This window comes from Gilvimarinus sp. 2_MG-2023 (assembly GCF_030547685.1).
Classification (GTDB): Bacteria; Pseudomonadota; Gammaproteobacteria; order Pseudomonadales; family Cellvibrionaceae; genus Gilvimarinus.
Genome location: NZ_JAUOQM010000052.1, coordinates 16,358 through 37,676, shown reverse-complemented (window position 1 = coordinate 37,676; position 21,319 = coordinate 16,358). Strand labels below are relative to the sequence as shown.

At 48.8% G+C, this 21,319-nt stretch carries 14 protein-coding genes; 2 read left to right on the top strand and 12 right to left on the bottom strand.

All coding sequences use genetic code 11. The features are described from left to right. Positions 1-227 precede the first annotated feature (227 nt). The 3 genes from Q4526_RS15530 to Q4526_RS15520 all read right to left on the bottom strand — a co-directional run bounded on the left by Q4526_RS15530 (position 228) and on the right by Q4526_RS15520 (position 8,335). The gene (locus Q4526_RS15530) at positions 228-3,350 is read right to left on the bottom strand and encodes an FG-GAP-like repeat-containing protein (RefSeq protein ID WP_215978026.1); all 3,123 of its coding nucleotides are present in this window, start codon (positions 3,348-3,350) and stop codon (positions 228-230) included. 344 nt (positions 3,351-3,694) lie between these two features. Continuing rightward, a complete protein-coding gene (locus Q4526_RS15525; RefSeq protein ID WP_215978025.1) occupies positions 3,695-5,059 on the bottom strand; it encodes a phosphomannomutase CpsG in 1,365 nt (454 codons plus the stop codon). Positions 5,060-5,401: 342 nt separating this feature from the next. Beyond that, entirely contained in the window at positions 5,402-8,335 is a 2,934-nt protein-coding gene (locus tag Q4526_RS15520; RefSeq protein ID WP_215978024.1) for a carbohydrate-binding protein, read from the bottom strand. Positions 8,336-9,557: 1,222 nt separating this feature from the next. Between Q4526_RS15520 and Q4526_RS15515 the strand changes: the two genes are divergently transcribed. Then, the gene (locus tag Q4526_RS15515) at positions 9,558-12,908 is read left to right on the top strand and encodes a carbohydrate-binding protein (RefSeq protein WP_215978023.1); all 3,351 of its coding nucleotides are present in this window, start codon (positions 9,558-9,560) and stop codon (positions 12,906-12,908) included. Between the two features lie 70 nt (positions 12,909-12,978). On the opposite strand, the gene Q4526_RS15510 is transcribed toward Q4526_RS15515, so the two are convergent. The 9 genes from Q4526_RS15510 to Q4526_RS15475 form a co-directional block, all read right to left on the bottom strand. Next, positions 12,979-13,089 (bottom strand): transposase domain-containing protein, encoded by a 111-nt coding sequence (locus tag Q4526_RS15510; RefSeq protein ID WP_303609695.1) that lies wholly within the window; start codon positions 13,087-13,089, stop codon positions 12,979-12,981. 54 nt (positions 13,090-13,143) lie between these two features. Further along, complete coding sequence (locus Q4526_RS16510; RefSeq protein ID WP_368411111.1) at positions 13,144-13,341, bottom strand: transposase; 198 nt, start codon at positions 13,339-13,341, stop codon at positions 13,144-13,146. Next, positions 13,298-13,399, bottom strand: coding sequence for a hypothetical protein (locus tag Q4526_RS15505; RefSeq protein ID WP_303609694.1), 102 nt, complete (start codon positions 13,397-13,399; stop codon positions 13,298-13,300). The genes Q4526_RS16510 and Q4526_RS15505 overlap by 44 nt, the downstream gene beginning before the upstream one ends. Before the next feature lie 35 nt (positions 13,400-13,434). Continuing rightward, positions 13,435-13,647 (bottom strand): IS66 family transposase zinc-finger binding domain-containing protein, encoded by a 213-nt coding sequence (locus Q4526_RS15500; RefSeq protein ID WP_215978020.1) that lies wholly within the window; start codon positions 13,645-13,647, stop codon positions 13,435-13,437. Positions 13,648-14,126: 479 nt separating this feature from the next. Continuing rightward, complete coding sequence (locus tag Q4526_RS15495; RefSeq protein ID WP_215978019.1) at positions 14,127-15,374, bottom strand: NAD(P)/FAD-dependent oxidoreductase; 1,248 nt, start codon at positions 15,372-15,374, stop codon at positions 14,127-14,129. A 16-nt stretch (positions 15,375-15,390) separates the two neighbouring features. After that, a complete protein-coding gene (locus Q4526_RS15490; RefSeq protein WP_215978018.1) occupies positions 15,391-15,699 on the bottom strand; it encodes a 2Fe-2S iron-sulfur cluster-binding protein in 309 nt (102 codons plus the stop codon). A gap of 44 nt (positions 15,700-15,743) precedes the next feature. Next, positions 15,744-16,901, bottom strand: coding sequence for a cytochrome P450 (locus Q4526_RS15485; RefSeq protein ID WP_215978017.1), 1,158 nt, complete (start codon positions 16,899-16,901; stop codon positions 15,744-15,746). Positions 16,902-17,024: 123 nt separating this feature from the next. Beyond that, positions 17,025-17,261 carry a hypothetical protein gene (locus Q4526_RS15480; protein WP_215978016.1) on the bottom strand — a complete coding sequence of 79 codons (237 nt, stop codon included), beginning with the start codon at positions 17,259-17,261 and terminating at the stop codon, positions 17,025-17,027. Positions 17,262-17,318: 57 nt separating this feature from the next. Beyond that, positions 17,319-19,466 carry an agarase gene (locus Q4526_RS15475; protein WP_303609688.1) on the bottom strand — a complete coding sequence of 716 codons (2,148 nt, stop codon included), beginning with the start codon at positions 19,464-19,466 and terminating at the stop codon, positions 17,319-17,321. A gap of 265 nt (positions 19,467-19,731) precedes the next feature. Here Q4526_RS15475 and Q4526_RS15470 point away from each other — a divergent pair, with 265 nt between their 5' ends. After that, the gene (locus Q4526_RS15470; protein ID WP_215978015.1) at positions 19,732-21,306 is read left to right on the top strand and encodes an MFS transporter; all 1,575 of its coding nucleotides are present in this window, start codon (positions 19,732-19,734) and stop codon (positions 21,304-21,306) included. Positions 21,307-21,319: the final 13 nt, after the last annotated feature.

Below are 21,319 nucleotides of genomic sequence, written 5' to 3'. Positions count from 1 at the left end.
GCGCAACGTACAAGGCTGCTTAATCGCTCCGAAAGCGTTATCCGCAAGGATTACATCAAACCCATGTTACGCGACAAGCAGTTGCAGTATTTGTACCCCACTATGCCGCAACACCCCCGGCAAGCCTATAAAACCTGCCGCGATGGCAAGGGTTTATAGTGCTCGCCCCTTTTCTCGATGTTAAAAAATATTTGGGACTGTATTCAACTCGCCTGCTAACGGGTTATTTAGTCTGGCGCGACCAGGTTAATCTCATCAATGGTGGCGTTGTAGTTTTTGCCGTCACTGGCGGTAAACGAAGCGCGCAGTTGATAAAAGTGTCCGTCGGGCAGATTGGCGGTTGGGGTTAGGCCCTGGGTGTTAAAGCGCTCGGCCGATTCGCCCGATTGTTGATGCAGGGCATCGGCGTCTACTTTGACCACGTCTTTTACCGGTATCCAGCGCGATTTAAAGTGGCGCAGCCAAAAGCGCAGGCCGCCTTCGTCGGAGGCAATCACCTGATTACCCGAGCCGGCATCATAGCTTACCTGTAGTTCAATCGGTTGCCCGATGACAATGGGCTGACTGGCCCAGCGGTCACGGTTACTAATGGTAATGTGGCCTTCGCGGTAGTCTTCTACCTGTAGGGTAAAGTGGTCGTCCACATGGCCGTATTGCTTGCTCTTGGCGGTGATTTCTGTGTGGCCTGGTTGGTGAGCTTGTAAAACACCTTCTTGGTTAATGCTCGCGACCTGCGGGTTACTGCTCGCCCACTGAAGGCTCTGATTATCCGCGTGAAGCGGGGTCACCTTGGCCTGTAAAGGGCGTTTTTGCCCGGTGTACATTGGCGTGGTTTTATCGGCTATAGTGACGGATTCTACGGCCACTGGGTACCAATCGACTAGGGTAATATCCACCGAATCGCTCTGATCGCTTGCCATGCTTTGGGCGGTGATGGTGGCTCGCTCGCCCGTTTTGCCCACGGCTTTGATCACACCTTGCGAGTTGACGCTTACCTGGGTCGGATTATCGGACTGCCACTGTAGGCGAGTATCGGCATGCTCGGGTGAAAAGGTCGGCGTTAAGGGATAAGTGGTTTGGGTTCGAACCTGTAGTGATTCGGGCCCTATATTGATAGCGGTGGGTGGAAGCTGATCGGAAGAAAGGCGCGTGTTGACTTTGGGGCGGGTAAACTCGGCGGTTTCGCCGTTGCGCCAGGTGATGGTTACTTTCTCTATGGTGCTCTGTGAGCCCAGGCCAAAATGCACAATATTGAGCAAGCTTTGCGAGAAGATTTCACCCGCAGAGCCTACCCGCTGTCGATAGCTGTGGTTGGTTGTGTGCAAGGTAACGTAGGCACCCATCGGGTCGATATTTTGTTTGGGGGAGTAGCCTACCTCTACCAAACTGTAGTTGCCGGCTTTTGTTTGGCTGTTGTTATACAGATACCATTGGCCCCCTTCATTGCCGAGCAAAAGGTCAAGCGAGCCGTCCAGGTTAAAGTCAAAGGCTTGCCCCATGTCACCATTGCCCGGTCCGCCAATGTCATTTGCGCCGTGCATGGTCACTGTGTCGAAGCTTCCGTTGCCGGTGTTTAACAATAGGTAGTCAGACGTTTTGCCATAGACCTTGCCCCAGCGGCTAACAAAAATATCTTGATGGCTATCGTTGTTGAAATCGCCTCGGGTTACGCCCAGAGAGTTGCTGCCCGGGGGGATGTTCCACTGCGACGAGACATCGACAAAGCGATCGCCATCGTTGCGCAGTAATATATCGGCTTCATTGCGGTTTTGCGCTTCAAAGTCGGTCACTACATCGGTTACGCCGGTGAGGGTAAATTTAAAACCCCAAAAATCATCCCTATTGCGGACTAGTGCGGCTTTCCATTGGCCATTGCCCAGGTAGCCAAAGTACATGCCGTTTTCTGAAATATCATCGGGCCAGCCTTCGGCCTGATTTGGGTTTAGTGTCCAATCTTGACCTTTTTGCAGTACGGTGGATTGTTTGTCGCGCCCCAGGAACATGGGGTAGTCTTTTCCACGCTGTAGGCCCTGTGCTAAAAAGTAATAATCGGAAAGCTCTACGGGCCCTTGTGCGGTGAATGAAAAAGTATCTACACCTCTATAGCCACGCGGTTTTATGGCAAATATTTTTTGCAAAGGGTCAAAGTCTACCGAAGGTGATTCGCCTTTACCGCCTTCGAATGCCTTGCCGCGTGCCAGATATAGATCCAGGTCACCGTCGTTATCGATGTCGACATCGGTAACCGCCATAATGTTGGTTAAGGATTTTACCTGGGAGGGGACTTTTGCGGTGACATCGCTAAAGGTGAAGTCGCCATTGCCTTGCCATAAACTTAATGGCCCATACATTACAAAATCGTCAATACCATCGCCGTTGAAATCGGTTAACAGTACTCGTGATGGGTGCATCGCTTGAATACCGGGAACAGATTTTCGCTCAAAACGACCATCGCCCAGGTTTTCGTAAAAAAAGTGCTGAGGTTTATCGCCGTATAGGCTGGTTTCGTTAAACAGCAGTAAATCCAAATCGCCATCAATGTCCATATCTGACCAGCGGGCACCGCGTCCGCGCCCGCCTTTGTCTATGCCTACATCTCCGGTGTATAGCACCAGTGTCCCGTTGTTATTGCGATAAAAGTTCGCCTTAGATGGGTTAGTACCATTGCCTCCACCTTGGGTAACGACTAAGTCTAAATCGCCATCATTGTCGTAATCGCCGGGCGAGGTGCCGTGCAAATCGTGCATAAACCAACGCGCTAAATTAGCATCGTGCTTGCTGACAGTGCCGTCGCCGTTGTTCCAGTACAGTTTACTGCTGGCATCGTTGTGGTTGTTCACTATAAAGTCGTAGTCGCCATCATTGTCCATATCGGCAATGGTTGGGCCGCCATACTTTAGAGAGTTGACCTGGTCCATACCGGCTTGGGCGGTAATATCATTAAAGTGTGGAATAACAGCTTGCGAAACGGGTTCGAGCGACAAACGGCTAATGTTTAAAGGCGCGTTGTTGGCTGTCAGGGTCATTGCTACGGGCCCCAGGGCATCAAATTGAACCAAGGCACTTAATGTTTGCAGGCCTGTGGTGGGTATATCCAGGCTTTCTACCACCAACTTGTTGTTGGCCTCGATGCTGATGCTGGCGTAATTGGCGGGGTTATCCAGCTGTAGGGTAAGGCGTTGGGTGACGCTGCCGCTTACTTCGCGCTTGAGTGTGTAAGGTGTGGATGGCAATAATTCAAAAGTCTGAGAAGCTGCCAATACATGGTGGCAGTGACCTAAGAACCAGAAGAAAAGAATGCGAGTCAGCGCTTTTTGCCAGGACGTGCGGGGAGAGTAAGCCGTCTTCATAGTATTATCACTACTTGATTTCTGGAGGTTGATTGTTATATGTCTATTGTTAACAACTATAATCAACATCCTTTGGGGCTTCAAGGTCTTTACGTTGGTTAACTTGGCAGTGTTCTTTGCACCGATGAGAAGAATAGGCCGGTAGGGCGGCGTTGGGGGTAGTTTAGTTTAACGGGGGTTTGGTATTGCCTGGGCGGGGGCCTGAGTAAAATAGGAGTAGTGCTTATCCCACACAAAAGTGTGGGATATCGCGGGCGTTTTTATGCAGATTTTTTACAGCCTGCGCGGTACCGACGCCCAGAGCGGTGTTTGCTGGGGCGTTGGCACCGAATATTAGCAGCGCTCTAACTGTTTTCTAGCAGCGCGAGTATTTCATCGGTTTTGGCTTGCAATAACGTTTGGTCTGCACGACTTTCCAGGTTTAAGCGCACCACCGGCTCGGTATTTGACATGCGCAAATTAAAACGCCAGTTGGCAAAAATCATGCTGACGCCATCGGTCTCATCCACCTCAAGCGCCTCTGCCTGAAAGTGTGCCCGGACTTTAGCGATAGCCGTTTTGGCGTCGGCCACCTGAAGGTTGATTTCGCCCGGCGAGGGATAGCGCGCAATGCACTCTTTCATCATGGAGCTTAAGGTTGCATTTTTACGGCACATTAACTCGGTTACCAGTAACCAGGGGATCATGCCGCTATCGCAATAAAAGAAGTCCCGAAAATAGTGGTGGGCGCTCATCTCGCCGCCATAAATGGCGTTTTCTTTTCGCATCAACTCTTTAATAAAAGCGTGTCCGGTTCTTGATTGCACTGCCTTGCCACCACACTCCTCGGCGATAGCAATGGTGTTCCAGGTTAAGCGCGGGTCGTGCACCACTTTAGCGCCGGGCTCTTTGGTTAAAAAAGCCTCGGCCAATAAACCCACTAAGTAGTAGCCTTCAATAAACTCGCCAGTTTCATCAAAAAAGAAGCAGCGGTCAAAGTCACCATCCCAGGCAATACCTAGGTTAGCACCATGCGCTAAAACGGCATCGCGGGTCGGGCCCCGGTTTTCGATTAACATTGGGTTAGGAATGCCATTGGGGAAAGTGGGGTCTGGCTCGTGGTGAATTTTAATAAATTCAAAGGGCAGGTGAGGTTCTAGCGCGTCTATTACATGGCCAGCTGCGCCATTGCCGGCATTAACGACAATTTTGAATGGTTTTAATTGTTGTGTATCAACGTAGCCGAGCAAATGCTCAACATAGGCATCGAGCGTGCTCTGTTTGATTAATTTTCCGCGCGCGGTCGAGTCAGCTGGGGCAAAGCTGCCTTCTTCGGCCAGTCGTTTAATATCTAATAAGCCAGTATCGCCACTGATCGGTTTGGAGTTTTCGCGGATAGGCTTCATGCCGTTGTAGTCGATGGGGTTATGGCTGGCTGTTACTTCGATGCCGCCACTGGCTTTAAGGTGGCTTGTGGCAAAGTACACCTCTTCGGTGCCGACCATGCCAATATCAATTACGTCAACGCCTTCATCGCGCAGGCCATTGCCTACCGCTGTTTTTAACACTTCACTGGTTTCGCGTACATCGCCCCCAACCACAACACTTTGCGGCTGTAGGAATTGACCATAGGCGCGACCAATACGGTAGGCGATGTCTTCGTTAAGCTCTTCACCGAGCTTGCCTCGAATGTCATAGGCTTTGAAGCAGGTTAGATTTTTTGAATTCAATTTTTTCTCCAAATGCGATGTGTCGATATTGTTAAGAATCTATTCATCGTTTAATTATGAATGATTACTTGTGTAAAACCATTAAATTTATCAGAGTTTTTGTCACGATTGACTGTTGCTGAGCAACTTTGTGACTGCTAAACATAGAGGATGGTAATGCCAGTGTACAGCGTAAGGTTTTATAAAAGGGGGAGGATAAGGGCTGGTCGTGCTTTAGTCCAATTTAATGTCAACGGACTATTGGTGCTTGGCTATTGAATATTGGCCGCTGGATAAATACAAAAAGGCGGCCAAGTGATCAAGGCCGCCTTTTTGAATCGGTTGTATTAAACCGATAAATTACTACTGATTAGTTTGCACAATAAATTTATCCAGGTTCCACTCCCAGTCTTGACTGCCGGCTCCGGTCACCCGAAAGGTGTGTTCACCTTGTGTCAACATCACAGGGGCTGCAGTTAATGCCTGAAACTGATCCCAGTTGCCGGTATTTGGAACACTGTCGATACCGAGGACAATATCGTCAACACTTAGCTCGATGGCACTGCCAGTAACGGCTGTACCTAGGTAGTAAGTTACAGTGTATAGACCATCGCTTGGTACTTGCACGGTGTATTCGGCCCAGTCGCCGGTTTGGTTCCAGTTTGTGGCTGTTACATCGCCCACGGTATAGACTTCAAAGCCATTATGGGTACCGCCGGTACGGCTAAATGATTCACCTTCAACGGTAATGGTTGCCAGTTCGCCTTCGGTCGGCTCGTCTGGGGTTTCAGGTTCTGGTTCAGGTTCTGGTAAATTGTCGCTATCGCCAATACGTACTAACTCAAAGCGGTCGGCGTTCCATTCCCAGCCAGTGCTACCGACACCCTTCACGGTGATTTGATATTCACCGGCTGCCAGGTCGATAGGTTCGATAAAGCTTTGCAGGCTGAACGAATCCCAGTCTCCGGTACTGGCTACATCTTTGTACAATTGGTAATAAGAGCCGATGGATACTTCAATCGCACTGGCAGATTCGGGGGTCGCCAAATAGGCATTCAATTGATACTTACCATCTTGTGCAACAGTGACAGTATAGCTCGCCCAATCGCCGGTTTGATTCCAGTTGGTGGCCTCGATGCTGCCGGTGGTATAAACCTCAAAACCGTCATGCTCGCCACCGGTTGCGGTAAAGGATTCAGCCTCTATCACCACGGTATAATCTGGAGTCGGATCAGTTGGATCAGTTGGATCGGTTGGATCAGTTGGATCGGTCGGATCGGTCGGATCGGTCGGATCGGTCGGATCGGTCGGATCGGTCGGATCGGTTGGATCAGTCGGATCAGTTGGATCGGTTGGATCAGTCGGATCGGTTGGATCGGTCACTTGCCCGTCCAAAATGTTGGTAAAGTGAACCACCGCGCCGTTCCACTGCCAACCTGATTCACCGGCACTGCGAACTTTTACGGTGTGCTCGCCAGGCGAGACCATAAATGGTTCTACCAGATCGGTGCGAATATTGGCGTTCCAGTCGCCAGAGCTTAATAGGTCACCCGAGGCCACGAGCTCTCCATCAATGAAAATCTCTACCCCAAGGCCAGAGGCAATATCACTGCCTGCGGAGACGCCTGCATAAAACAAACCGCCATTACCAAAGTCGGCGCTGTATTCGCCCCAGTCACCACGGGTATTGAAGGTCACGACGCCATTGCCGACACCAAAACCGTAAACATTGTCGCCCTCTACGGCTTCGCCATCTTTACCGGTGGCATTGTAGTTGGTTAAGGCGATATCAAAGCGTGAGCCTACCGTGACTACATCGGCGATGATATTGATGGATTTCCCGGGCAAGTCGCTGTGAGTACCGGTAAAGGTGACGGTGCCAGCATTGTGCGCTGTGACGACGCCTGAGCTATTGGCCGTAGCAATACTGGGGTCGCTTGAGCTCCAGTTCATGGTTTTGTTACTGGCATTAGCGGGGCTAAATACTGTATGCAAGACATAGCCGGTATCGCTATAAATGGTTACTCGCGGCTCTTTAGCACTGATGTCGGTGATTGCTACAGGGCCGGCAGAACCGATAACTGGGTTACCGTATAGTTCTCTATACTCAGCCTCGCTCCCGTATTGTAATGCCACACGGTTTTCACCGGCTTTGCCGTTTAAGCCATCGCCAGTTCGTACTGGAGGGTCCATAAAGTAGCGGCCGCGCCAATCTTGTACAGTATCGGGGTTGGTCCACACTCTTACGTATTCAATCTCGTGGGCATAACCGGTTTCGGCTTCGGTTGGCAAACCAAACCAGTCGGGCATAGTTTCTGTATCTAACAGAAGGTATAGCGGGGTGTGAAAGTAGCGGTTTTCCATACGGCGGATGGGCTGGCCATCAAAATACCACACGATTTCTTCGGGCCCCCAGTAAAAACCGTACACGTGAAAGTCAGCGGCAAAGTCGATGTCTGCATCCCAGTGCCCACCATTTTGCATGGCCGGCCACTGCTCTCCAGTATTAGGGTCGGTATAGGTTTGCTCTTCACCTTGGTGAGTAAAAACCCATGAGTTCATATTGTAGTAGGGCGCCCACTCGGGACGACGGCCTGATTGCTCGTAAACATCGAGCTCGAGTTTATTTTGTACGTGGCCGGCGCTGTTGCCGAACTGAGCTAAGTATTCGGTTTCTTCAAGGGTTTCGGCGTACAGCCAAAAGCCGCTTGAGCCAATACCTACTTTCGATTTAACTTCAAAGTAACCATAGCGAATAGGGTTGACGTTTTGCACGCTGGCCGAGCTCCAGCCGGCGTACCAATTATCCCAGTAACCGTGAGCTTCAACATCGCCGTCACGTTTCATGGATAAATGTAATTTGCCGTTTTCTAATTTTACATTACCGGGTTTAAATAATGCCGGTTGACGACCGCCCCAAATATGGTTGTTAGGCAGCCACTTACCGTCCTCTTTACCCATGTGATTAAATTCATCAAACTCGGTGCCTTCAAACTCATCGCTCAGTTCGGGTACCAACTGCCAACTGCCCAAGTTATCCAAATCGGACAAGGGCAATAACTCATGTTCAGGGGTGGTGCGTTTAATGGCTGTTGACGGGTCCCAGGGGGACTGTCCATTACCGGGAACCTGAATTGGCTCAGGGTATTCTTCATTGACTAGGTTACCGTCTACGTCGTAGTAGGTGTCGGTATAGTGATGGAATGATCCTTCCCAGGGAGCGTATTGCGCATGTGCACTACCCGCGACCATGAGGCCCGCGGTCAGTATGCTTAGAGGTATTCTCGATATCGTCATGTTGATTTCCAATTCATTATTATTTGATTTACCGGATACCAATTGATTAACGCTTTACGGGTTGCATCAGCACCAGTAACCGGCGGGTTGCTTGCAGTAGCGAACGGTGTATTGTTGGTTTGCCACTAAAGTCAATTGTATTATGTGTGTTGTCTACAATATGTGATTTGTGTTCAGGAATTTAACATTACTGCACTGTATTTGCCTGCTATTGTTTCTTTTTATAATTTATGTGAATTAAAGTGGGTGCAAACTTAAAGGAAAATCTCAGAGGACGCATCTAAGCAGCGTAAGTTATGGAAATAATGAGAGGTATGATTATTTCTGATGTGCGAGGAGGCGAAGTGGCTGCGTATCCCGTTGATTGATTCTGGCGGGGTAACAACCAACAAGGAGCACACTGTATGACCGATTCTATTGTTTCTACACTACACAGCCAGAGACGATTGATTTTTTACAGCAAGCTTTGAAGCAAGGTGCGCAACAGTTGTTAACACAAACGATTGAGGGTGAGATGCAGCTGCTGGAAGCTTACCGATCAACAATAACCGATGAGGCACGGCGGAGTCGTACGCAGTGGTTAACTGTCGGGGCGCCCCATTTAAAAGGGTCTTGGGGATATTAATGTGAGTAGTCCCAAAATTAGTGATCGCGCAGACCAGGCTATAAAGTTTAATAACCCGCTCGTACCGCCGTATTTTAAGCCTAGCCAAACCACTGAATAGTCCTTCCCTTGGCTGTATTTTCGAGACATATCAACAGGTGATGTCAGTGAGTCGCTAAAGCACTAGTTGGGCGATCAAGCTAAAGGGCTTTCTGTTTGTACGATCAGCCAACTGAAGGCCGCTAAGAAAAAGAGAGATCTAAGCCGCATTTTTATGCGAAATATAAAGCATCTTCTGGTTTTGTTGACTGTGATAGCAAAATCGAAATAAATTATTATTATCTGTTGATTTGGTTTTTTTTCGTAAGTAATTTGTGGCGAGAACATCGGGTAACAGAAGTCGAAATGGGCGATTTTGATCCATGGGAATTTTTATATATTACCCAATGTTCTTTTAAAATCTAAGTTGTATTTACTTTTAGCATCTTAGTTCTTTATGTAAAAAATATGGCATTCCATTGTAGCGCGATGTTGTCTATATATTTATCAGCTACAACCTTACCTTTATCAGGGAAATGGAATTAGAGATAGCGGTTAAAAAATCAAATTGGAGTTTCTATGAAATTGAAAACAAAAAAAGCACTGCTTAGCACCAGCATTGCACTGTCAACGGCCTCGTTAGTGGCATTTGGCAATCCTGCATTTAGCGAGACTATAAAAGTCGAAGCTGAGTCTTTTGTGAATGTCGGAGGTAGCTATGCCGACGGTAACCCTAGCCAACCCGATGCCGTTAATGTTTATAGTGTTAATGGAGAGAGCGGTATTAATTGGGTTAATGCTGGTGATTTCGTTGATTATTATGTAGTTGCTGATGGTGGTGTTTACAGCGTTGAATATTTAGTCGGTACCAACATAGCCTCAAATGCAAATATTGAATTGTTTGTAAATCAAAATGGATCATGGATTAGCCAAGGAACCGTAGGTGTTCCTTTAGGTGCATGGGATGATTTCCAGCCACTGGTACACAGCCAGCAAGTAACGTTGCCTGCGGGCGTCTCTCAGCTGCGCGTACAAGGTGTAGGTGCAGATTGGCAGTGGAACATGGAATCATTTTCATTGTCTTCAGTTGCAGAGCCAACACCAACACCAACGCCAACACCAACGCCTGGCGATGGTTATCCGTTTGATCATAATGGGGATGGCTTGATTTGGGGGTATGTTAGCGGAGCTAAAAACTGGAACGATGCTAACCCAAATTACGAAGTCAGCGAAAACTTACTTCGAACAGAAGACGCTATTGGTGGAAACACTACTGAAGTATTCACCGGTACTATTTATGATGCTGATGGTGATATTTCTTTCTTCGAACACATAGATGACAGTGTGCGTTTGTATATCGATGGGAATTTAGTACTTTCAGACGATAGCTGGGAAAACTCATCACAAACCGCAAACTTGAACCTTACACCTGGTACGCATAGTTTTGAACTTCGTATCGGGAATGCCGACGGCGGCAGTGGTCCAGTTGGCGACAGCATCGGTTTTGGTATTGATGTAAATGGCGGTACTAACTTCGTACACCCAAGCACTCTTGCAACAAATATTTTTAACGCAACTGGGACAATTAACGGGGATCCGAACCGTGTTCCTCCTGGTGGTATTGTAATTGAATTAGAGGACTTTGATGCGACAGGCACGACTGGTCGTGTTGGCGGTGACCCTAATGATGGGTTTGTTGCTGATCAAGGTGCGGTCAATGTGAGCTTTGTGACTAACGGTGATTGGGGGGATTATTACAATGTCTACCTAGAGGCGGGTACTTACAGGTCATTCTTATATGCGTCAACAGGGCAAGCGGGTAGCTATGGCGCGAGGATTGATCTTGACGGCTGGCCTGTTTCTTGGGGGTATTTCGACCATACCGGCGGTTACGATATTGTGGAAGAGGTTGAACTTTACGGCGGTGACTTCGTTGTTGAAGAGAGCCGTAACTACACCGTACGCGTAAAAGCTGTTGGTGGTAATGATTGGCAGTGGAGTGGTGACAAAGTACGTTTTGCTAAAGTCAGTGAAGATTCTGTTCGTCCCTCGGCACTTTACAACCCAAATGAGCATACGGTTTCTCCTATTCAAGGGCCTTCAACGGGTCTGCAATATCTAAAAGAGCCTGTTACTATTCCGCAGGCGAATAAAGTATTAAAGTCTGATGTTTGGTATACCTATGCTCAAAACAATGAGCTAGAAGGCTACAGTGTTGAAGAAACGGGTGCGACAGGTTCATTCTGGGGACATCCACCAGAGGATAACTTCTATGATGAAAGTGAAATTATTGAATGGGCTGGCGACGTTCAAGATTGGCAAGATCTTGGTATAGAGTTCATCGCGCGTGGCGAGTTCGACTGGGGTTTCCGTTGGGCGACTGAGTACCTAACCAACCCAGAGCCGCATTATGTGAAGACCCTAGATGATCGCAATGTAAGAATGACCTTTATGGGTTACCTTTCTTATAACGGTTATAACAACAACTGGTTGAGTAATCATAGTCCTGCATTTGTTCCGTTTATGAAGTCACAGGTTGATCAACTTCTTAAAGCCAACCCTGACAAGCTGATGTTTGATACACAAACTAACTCAACGCGTACGACGGATATGCGCACCTTCGGGGGGGATTTCTCAGAATATGCGATGCAGAACTTCCGTGTGTGGTTAGGCGAGAAGTACACGAATGCTGAGCTTTCAGCTTTGGGTATTAGCGATATTAATACCTTTGATTATGCTGAGTTTTTGATAGCGCAAGGTGTTACTCATACAAGTTGGTCGAACGCTGGTAATACCATCTCTGGTAATATTCCGTTGCTTGAGGACTTTATCTACTTTAACCGAGATGTGTGGAACCAGAAGTTTTCTGAAGTGCTAGATTACGTCCGTGAGCAACGCCCTGATATTTCCATCGGTGCGAGCACACAGTTATTTGAGTCACGTGGTTATCTCTTTAACGAGAATATTACGTTCTTAAGTAACGAGCTGTTTATGGATATGCAGCTACCGCTTACAGAATTACCGACCAATATTGTTGCCCAGTACAAAGCAGCACAGGCGGTTGATAAACCACTGGCTTTATTCCCGTATCCTTCTGAGTTTAATGCACTTCGATTGAACGATTCGACTCGCTATGCTCGTGGCTGGATCGCACAAGCCTACGCTTATGGTGGTCTGTTCTCGATCCCAGCGGCCGTATGGGTAGGTGATGATGCACTGCCGCTCCAAACGTGGAATATTCCAGCAGAGAATTACCGCGATATTTATCGATTCGTTAGGGATAATGATTTCCTGTTTGATGATTACACTTCATACTCGAAAGTGGGGCTGGTTCACGCCATGTACTCATCTATGAAAGCTAATTTATTGAATGGTGGTAATCAAATTCTATCGAGTACTCGAATCTTAACGTTAGACAACATTAACTTTGACTTGCTGGTGTTTGGTGACGAGGGTTATCCGGTTGTTCCTCGCTCAGAAGATTTCGATCAGTTTGATTATATCTTTACGGATGGTGATCTGAGCTTACTCACCGCTGAGCAGAAATCTGTGCTTGATAATCAAGGAAGTAAAGTTCGTCACATCGGGCAGCGTGGTACGATCGACGGTCTTGCTATCAATGTAAGCGTTAATGGTTCGGTGTCGAATGAAACGGTGTCTGCTGTATCGCGTGTTCACGAAACAAATGCAAGTGCACCGTATGTTGTTCACTTGATTAACCGACCGTTTGCAGGTGGTGTCACACCAACACTTAACGGTGTTGAAGTGGCGATTCCACAAAGCTACTTCCCTGAGAGTGTAACGACAGCAACCTTGCATTTACCTGGTGGTGCTAGTACCAATCTTCCGGTTTCTACTAATGGAGACGGTGATGCGGTGGTTACTGTTAATGATCTGGAAGTTTGGGGTATTTTAGAGTTAGGTCACTAATTCTTTAAATCTCATAACTTACTTATTAGCCTCGGCCTCTTGGTCGAGGCTTTTTTGGGTAAACGTCTAACTAACCACATTCTTGATATGTCACCTCGACGGCTTTGGTTAGAAATAACTCTGTGAACACGTGCTTGGGATAAGCGTACGGTTCAAGGTCTCTGGCTTTAGCGGTCTCGATTACGTTGTATAGGCTGGCCGAGGCGCGAGTGCCGGTCTGGCTGTTGGCAAACAGCTAGTTTTTACGACCGATAACGAACGGCCGCACAACATTTTCCGCCCTGTTGCTGTCAATTGGGTAGGCCCCATCGTTTAGGTAGCCAATTACACGCGGCCACTGTTTATCGAAGTAGTCAAGTGCTCGACCGTGAGCGATTTTTTGCGGTGTGTTAGCTGCGTGGTGTTTCATCCATATGCAGATTGGATTGCTCACGCGTGCTCTCGAGCAGTAGATTGATCAGCGGTTGCACCAGATCGCCCACTTTGACCATCCAATTGGCCAAAGTGGTTCGAGTCAGCTTAACGCCTATGCGGTTAAAAGGTTGACCTGCCGGTACAGAGGTAACGCATCAAGGTATTTGCTGACGCTGACATAGGCCAGTAAGCTCAACGAGACGATGGACTTCTCAAAGGGTAAGGCTGACTTCTTTGCAACGGTAATGTATGGCTCGCAGCAAGGGCATGCGTATTCTTTACGAATATGGCGCAGCACCTTGATTTTAGCCGGTTCTATATCCAACTGACGCTATCTTCGGCCTCAGCTTCATTAAACTGCTACATTGTGATTTGTGTGCAGGGATTTAACATTACTGCATTGTATTTTCCTGCTGTTGTTTCTTTTTATAATTTATGTAAATTAAAAGCGGATACTAAATGGAGGGGTAAGCTCTGAGGGCGCATCTAAGTAGCGTACGTTAGGGAGATACTGTTAAGAGTGTAAAGTGGGCGTATAGCAAGGCTCTAGTAGAGCCTTAAATATGTTTGTTTTGGGTAAGGTGTAGAGTTTACATGGAAGTATTCACGGTGTGGCGCGGCAACAAGTACTGAGCCCATGTCCCACGCTCACACTATAATATCAAATTCCCCCATTAGCATGACCCGTAGAAGCTTGTGTTTATGCTTAACGGGACGGCAATGAGATGACGTCAATAATGATATTGTCGCGGCCGTTTATGATCGGAGGTTAAAAGTGTTTGCCCTGAGTTAATGTAGCAGTGCTTACAATAAAGCTTTTAAGTCTTGCTCTGGATCGGAAAGTACCTGCTTGTTGACGGGTTTTTTTGCGCCTATCAGTTTTGTGCCCACAACGTATGCCTTGGCGTTATTAACGGCATCGACGGCCAATAGTTGCTCGCCTTTGAAGTACCACGTCGAAAATTTATGTTGATCGTCTGTGCTTTCATCGCGCTTGAGGATTTCATCGTAGCCATCTGAAAGTCCGACCATTAGCAGCTTAACGTCGTACTGATCAGACCAGAACCATGGCAGTGCGTCGTACTTGGGATTTTTCTCGGTTAGTGCCTGGGCGGCGATTTTGGCTTGGTCCACGGCGTTTTGGACGGACTCTAAACGCAGCCAACGGTCGTAGTGATTGTTGTAGTGGTAGGTGCAGTCGCCAATGGCGTAAATATTATTGTCGCTGGTTTTACACTGTTCGTTAACGTTGATGCCGTTATCGATTTTTAATCCGGCCTCTTCAGCTAACTCTTGATTAACGCGGATACCCACGCCCATTACAATGACATCGGCCGGGTAGACGGTTCCATCTGAGCACACGACTTCCTGGCGGTTGGTGTTTTGACGCAGCTCTACCACGTTTTTACCGGTGTGAATATCTACCCCGTTATCTGTGTGCAGTTTATGGAAAAACTCGGACATAACCGGCGCCGTGACGCGGGCAAGAATACGCTCTTCGCGCTCTAGCACGGTTACTTCACCGCCCAGTTTTTTAAGCGATGCCGCCGTTTCCAGGCCAATATAGCCTCCGCCGATTATCACCACTCGCTTTTCGGTGCTTTGCTTAAAAGCGCTGCGGATTTTGTTTACGTCGTCGGCGGTGCGCATGGGGTATAAATGTTGAACGTCATCGATACCTTTAATGGGCGGAATAATGGGGCGCGCGCCCACGGCTAAAACAAGTTTGTCGTACTTTTTGCTACTGCCGTCTTCGAGGTTAATTTGTTGGTGTACGTGGTCGATAGCCGTAACGGTATGCCCTAAATGAAGCTGAATGTTGTTGTCTTCATAGGCTTTAGGGGCTTTAAGCAGAATCTTCTCCAGCCCATCGTCGGTGGTTAAATGCGCTTTGGAAAGCGGCGGGCGATGGTAGGGCGGGTTGGGGTCTTGGTCTATTAAGTGAATTTCGCCCTCCCAGCCTTCTTTGCGCAGGGCAAAGGCTAAGTTAACGCCGCCGTGGCTGGCGCCGATAATGATGCAAACATCGTTGCCGGTAGATTGCTCTGTCATGGTGGCGTCCTTTTACCTAGTGGGCGACGTGCAGGACAATGCCGTCCAGCTCGTCAGATACCTCGAGTTGGCAGCACAGGCGGCTGCGCTCGTTGGCCTCGTCGTCCAGTTCAAGCATGTCTTTTTCAATTTCACCGGCTTCGCCAACGCGTTCGACAGAGTCGGGGGCAACGTGAACGTGGCAGGTGGCGCACGAGCATACGCCACCGCAGTCACCGTCGATGCCTTTTACGCCGTTTTGTACTGCCAATTCCATAACCGAACCCGAGTCTGCTTCGCAGACGATGGTGTTGTCGTCTTTGGTGATAAATGTAATTTTAGCCATTAGGGTGTACCTCAAATGTCACGGTTGGTTGTGTTTTTTGATGTTTAGACGGGATGAAACGCCAGGTTCAGTTTGTGATAACCCACTTTGCGCTCAAACTTACCCCACTGTTCGATGTTTTCATCGGCACTTACAAAGTCGATATGGTCGACCTGCTGGCACAATTCATCGATTAACACCTGCATAATGGTACGGGCATGGGTGGCCCCCAGACAGTTATGGGTGGCAAAACCGAAGGCGACGTGGGGGTTTATTTTGCGATCAAGCACCACCTCGTTGGGGTTTTCAAACACGGTTTCGTCGCGGTTGGCCGACGCCCAACACAGTGAAATACGGCTGTTGGCCTTGATGGCATGCTCGCATACTTGAGCATCTTCTGTCGCTACCCGACCCATATGGGTTAAGGGAGAAAAGTAGCGAATTAACTCTTCTATAGCGCGGGTGCGAATTTCTGGTTCTTCGCGCAGACGCTTGAGTGACTCTGGGTGATCAGCGAGGTAGGCGAGGGTGTTGGTGACCATGTTAATGACGGTATCGCGGCCGCCGGCAAAGGTCAGGATAATAATGCCTTTAATTTGTTCGCGGGTGAGCTTTTGGCCCTCAACCTCAGCGGCCAATAGGGTCGAGAATAAGTCTTCGCTGGGGTTGGCTTCGGCCTCATCAATTTTTTGGTCAATGTAGTCGTACAGTTGCTGCGCTTTACCGGCATCCAGTGGGTCGTCTTCGCTGCGAAATACATGGGTGCCCCAGCTGATAAAGGTATCGGCCTCGGATTCGGGGGTGTTCATTAATAAGGTTAGGGCACGAGACTGCAACAGCAGGGAAAAACCATGAATAGCTTCAATGCTTTGTTGTTGTATTACCTCATGAATTAATGCGGATATTTGTGTGCGCAGTTTATCGCGGTAGTCGTCTTGCAATGGGCGTTTAAACCAGGGGTCCAGCAATTGGCGAAATGCGCCATGTTTGGGTGGGTCTACTTCGAACGGAATTTGCCGGGTATCGCGTATGTTCACCTCCGAGGGTACGACGATGCGCCCCGGGGTGGCTTCAGAGGAGTATGTTTTCCAGTTGTGGGCGCATTTGCGCACATCTTTTAAGCGCAAAACCATATTAACCGGATCGTTTTGGTCGTCGATTTCACTCACGCCCTGTTCGATACGCGCCTGCTTAAATGGATCTGGGTGATCTGATGGCTTCACGGTCTGCCCTCCGCTCATTATGAGTACCCATTATTGGGTAAGTATCATATTGGTGACATGGTATGGCAGGAAACAGGCGACAAATAGGCGGGTCACGACAAAATATATCAAATATATGCTGTGTTAACCATGTTGTCGGTAGTCGATAATCATTCGTACAAATTCCGGTTCGATACCTAAATGTAGGGCGGCAAAAATGTACATATCCAACGCCAGTGTGGGGTCGTTGTTGGCGAGACGATGGATGTCTGAGCAGGTGCAGCCCAGTTGTGTTGCTAAACGTTGAGCGCCTAGTTCCGGTTGTTCGGCGAGGCGGTATTTCACTGTGGATGAGATGGTTTGCAGTAGATCGTATTCCATGGCTCTGTCTTTTTATTATTAGAGAAAAAGACGGCAGCCTGAAGGCTGCCAATAGGTTTAGAACATAGTTAATGGCTGTTCAGATTCATACAGCTCCAGAACAGCGGAGCTTACATATCCGCCCGAGTCGGAAAAGTTAAGCGTCAGCTGATTGTTGGTTTCTAGCAAGTCAGTTGCAACGGGGATTTCGAGGGTGCCAAAGAATGTTTGGCGTCCCTTACCGTTTAGGTATTGATCATCACCGCGCACATCACTGGGGACGGCTAAGTTTTGACCATTAAAACTAACGGTAGGGGTCAGGGATAAACCGTGGTCACGTCCCATGCTTAATCGTAACGTTAGTTTGCCATTTTCAGGTGGGTTTACATTATTGAATTCGAAAACAATGTTTTCCCCGCTGTTTATAGCTTGTTTATAGCGGTCTGCGTAAACGAAGTGTTTTTCTATGGTGTAGCTGGTTTCATTCTCGGCTAGGTTATAGCTGATTACCATGCTGGCTTCGGGTGCTAGTGTGATGTTGGAGTCAAGGTTGGCCAGAGAAGTAGTTTCAACCACCGGTTGGCGTTGGTTCTGGGTGTCGGAGTTGTCATCTAAGTACAGGTGTTTAACGGTGATATTGCTAGCCGTTGAGTTTTCAGGCAGAGACAGGTTAAAGGCGTGTTCGTCAAAGTCGAGGTTGGTGAGCACAACGTGGTGAGTGTCGCCATCGACATAGGCATCGACCAGCAGGTCGGAGTCTGAGCTGGCAGAGTACAGTCGCTCGCCTTTAACGTCTTTCCAAAGCTCAAAAAACTCTATTAATCCAGTGTAAACCCACTCGTCACCGGTTTCTCCTTCGGCTTCTTTCTTTTGCCGCATCAAGCGCCATGTGTAGGGCACCGAACCCTCGCGGCCCCATTCGGCTTTAACGGTATAAAATGGAATGGCCATTTCGATTTGGTCGGCACGCTGCATAAATTGCATCATCATGGCGTTGGTGGACTTTAGAATCAGCCAGTCGCGATAAGGTACCCAGGGGCCGTTGGTCAGGGCGTGGGTTTGTGCGCTGTACTCCGAGATCATCAGCGGTTTTACTTCGCCCTCGGTCATCGCGCTGTACTGGTTAAGCATATCGAAGGTGGCTTCGAGGTTGGAGCCTTTGCGGTAGCGTTGTACTAATGCTCCATTGGCGCCACCGGGAAAGATCGGAAAGTCGTAAAAGTGTAGCGATATAAAATCCATATTCTCGCCGGTGATATCCATAAATAGCTTGTCGCGCTCTTCCCAGCGCTGGAAATTGTCTTTCTCAAAATCCGGGAAGGCAGCGGTGTAGCCGCCGAGCAGTACATCGGGGTTGAGTTCACGAACGGCGTCGGCCACGGCGTTGTGGAACTCAAAGATCTTGGCGGGATCTTCGGGGGTGTCGGCGGCCGTTACCAGGTCGTACAGCGGCTCGTTCATTACCTCGACGTACTTAGGCTTAGGTTGCCCCGGCTCGCCTTCACTTTGGCGGAAGTAGTGTGTCAAAAACAGACCCATGTAGTCCCCGGTGGCGGTGCCAAAGGGGGCATCGGCGGTATCGGTTTGCGAGAATGTCCAGCCCTGCCCGGTTAAGGTGCCGTCAGGCCAGAAAGGGTGTTGCTGCGCCGCTACCACCATTTGGCTGTTGCGGTGCTCTTGGGCGCGCATTTGCTGGCCGCGCTCATCGGTGCGAAAGTCGTACCAGCCGGTCGCTTCGCCGCCGATTTGTGCTGCATCGGCGGGGTTAGCGTAACCCGGGCGGGCCGGGTCTTCGGCAATTTGCGACAGTTGCCAGGCCATACCGCCGGTATCGCGGCCAAAGTACACGTCGTAGGTTTCGACAAATTCAGGCATCAGGGCGCTGCCGCCCACGCTCTCGTCGTTAATGCCCAGCCACCAGTCGTTTTCGGTGTGTGAGGCGTGCAAGGTAATAAACTTTTCCCGCTCAAACGTGGTCGAGTCGCCAATATGCAGGCGGCTCGCCGGGTCGACAAACACCTGGGTGTGGCTAACACTTGAAGAGCTAGAGCTAGAGCTAGAGCTAGAGCTAGAGCTAGAGCTAGAGCTAGAGCTAGAGCTAGAGCTAGAGCTAGAGGAGCTTCCATCACCGCTGTCGCCGTCGGATGAGCTTCCGCAGGCGGCTAAAGCTAAGCTGCCGATAATAATTGTTGTCAGGCATAAACTTTTTGGCGTATTAATTTTCATAGTTACCTCTGTATGATGGTCGGCGCCAGACACCTACGCATGTGTTTTCTAGCTTGGTTCTTATAGCTGTTCAGGGGGGTGGCGCGAAGATTACTCCTTGTTTTTATTCTAAAAAAATTGAATCCCTCCAAACGATTACTTTGCTATCGTAGTGAGTGTATAGTATATTGTATACAATCTCCAATAGGTGAGTTTTCATTTTGAATGTGTAGGCAGCGCCTGATGCCTACACGTCACCCATAATAATCAGGCTTTGGTGATATCTATGACCTCCTATCAGTTTGCCGCTATTCGTTTTGCCGCTATCGTGGCTTTCGGTGGATTTATTTTCGGCTTGGACGCTGCACTCATATCGGGGGTGGTGCGAGATATCACGGAAGTATTTGATCTGTCTGCCTTTCAGGTGGGCTTGGTGGTGGGGTCTCCCGGTTACGGTGTGTTGTTGGCATTGCTGTTGGCAGGTTACTTGGCCGATAAGCTGGGGCGGAAAAAGACTCTGCAGATTATTGCTTCATTATATGTGGTCTCGGCGGTTACATCCGCTATTGCGCCTACATACGAAGCTTTGGTGGCAGCGCGCTTTTTGGGTGGGCTGGCCTTTACGTCATTATCACTAGCATCTATGTACATTGGTGAAATAGCGCCGCCTAAGGTGCGCGGCAAATTAGTGGCTATGAATCAAATGGCCATTGTGGTTGGTCTGTCGGCGGCGTACTTATCTGTGTTTGCGGTGCATTGGATGTCAGAGCTGGAGGTTTCGTGGGTAAGCACATTAATGCTTGATACCCAAACCTGGCGTTGGATGCTTGGTGTTGAAATTGTGCCAGCGCTATTTTGGGTGTTGATACTCTTCTGTATTCCAGAGAGTCCGCGCTGGCTGGTATTGCGTGGTCGTGTGGATGAAGCCGAATTGGTAATGGCAAAGCTGGTGCCGCCGGCTGAGCTGGCCGTTGAGATGCAGGGGATTCGCGATAGCTCTACCTACGGCCATAGAGACCACAGTGTTTGGCATCAGCTGAAAGACCTATTTTCCCCCGCGGTGCGCAAAGCGTTAGTGATTGCATTGGTGATTGCGTTTTTTCAACAAACTGTGGGTATTAATGCGGTGATGTTTTATGCCCCTATTATTTTTGAGCAGGTGGGGCTGGGTACCAATGCAGCTTTGTTTAACGGTGTTTATATCGGTCTGATTAGTGTGTTGGCAACAGCGCTTGCGCTTGCATTAATTGATCGGCTGGGGCGCAGAGTGTTAATTATAGTTGGCTTGGTGGTGGCAGGTGTTAGCTTGCTTTCATGCGCCTGGGCCTTTAGTAATGCCACCTATACGCTAACGGTTGATGCATTGGCAAGTTTGGCGGAGCACATAGATGTTTCGGGGTTGCAAGTTTTGTCTGGTGTGACTTATGACAGTGATTTAAGTTTTAAAGCGGCTCTGATAGAGCAGTTGGGGCCGAAAATGGCTCGGGATAATGAGGCGGTGTTGTTTCAATACGCAGCCAACATGAACGCTACCGTCATTCTGTTTGGTGTTTTAGCTTTTATTGCTGCTTTCCAATTTTCTATCGGCCCTGTGATGTGGGTACTGTTTTCAGAATTGTTCCCCATTCATGTGCGCAGTGTCGCGATTCCCGCTATGGCGTTGGTGGCTAGTGTTGTCAGTGCAATGGTGCAGCAGTTATTTCCGATACAGCTTGAGGTGATGGGGTCGTCTGGTGTTTTCTTGACCTACGGAGTGAGTGCGGTGCTTGCCTTAATACTGTTGGCGTGGTTGATGCCGGAGACAAAAGGTAAGTCAATTGAAGAAATTGAAGGGATGCTTGCGCCAAACGTCCATCGATAAATTGTTGACAATT

What these genes read in the sequence shown, in the direction of transcription:
- Q4526_RS15530 (WP_215978026.1), bottom strand. Translation starts at nt 3,350, where the DNA reads ATGAAGACGGCTTACTCTCCCCGCACGTCCTGGCAAAAAGCGCTGACT.
- Q4526_RS15520 (WP_215978024.1), bottom strand. Translation starts at nt 8,335, where the DNA reads ATGACGATATCGAGAATACCTCTAAGCATACTGACCGCGGGCCTCATG.
- Q4526_RS15515 (WP_215978023.1), top strand. Translation starts at nt 9,558, where the DNA reads ATGAAATTGAAAACAAAAAAAGCACTGCTTAGCACCAGCATTGCACTG.
- Q4526_RS15505 (WP_303609694.1), bottom strand. Translation starts at nt 13,399, where the DNA reads ATGGTCAAAGTGGGCGATCTGGTGCAACCGCTGATCAATCTACTGCTC.
- Q4526_RS15495 (WP_215978019.1), bottom strand. Translation starts at nt 15,374, where the DNA reads ATGACAGAGCAATCTACCGGCAACGATGTTTGCATCATTATCGGCGCC.
- Q4526_RS15490 (WP_215978018.1), bottom strand. Translation starts at nt 15,699, where the DNA reads ATGGCTAAAATTACATTTATCACCAAAGACGACAACACCATCGTCTGC.
- Q4526_RS15480 (WP_215978016.1), bottom strand. Translation starts at nt 17,261, where the DNA reads ATGGAATACGATCTACTGCAAACCATCTCATCCACAGTGAAATACCGC.
- Q4526_RS15475 (WP_303609688.1), bottom strand. Translation starts at nt 19,466, where the DNA reads ATGAAAATTAATACGCCAAAAAGTTTATGCCTGACAACAATTATTATC.
- Q4526_RS15470 (WP_215978015.1), top strand. Translation starts at nt 19,732, where the DNA reads ATGACCTCCTATCAGTTTGCCGCTATTCGTTTTGCCGCTATCGTGGCT.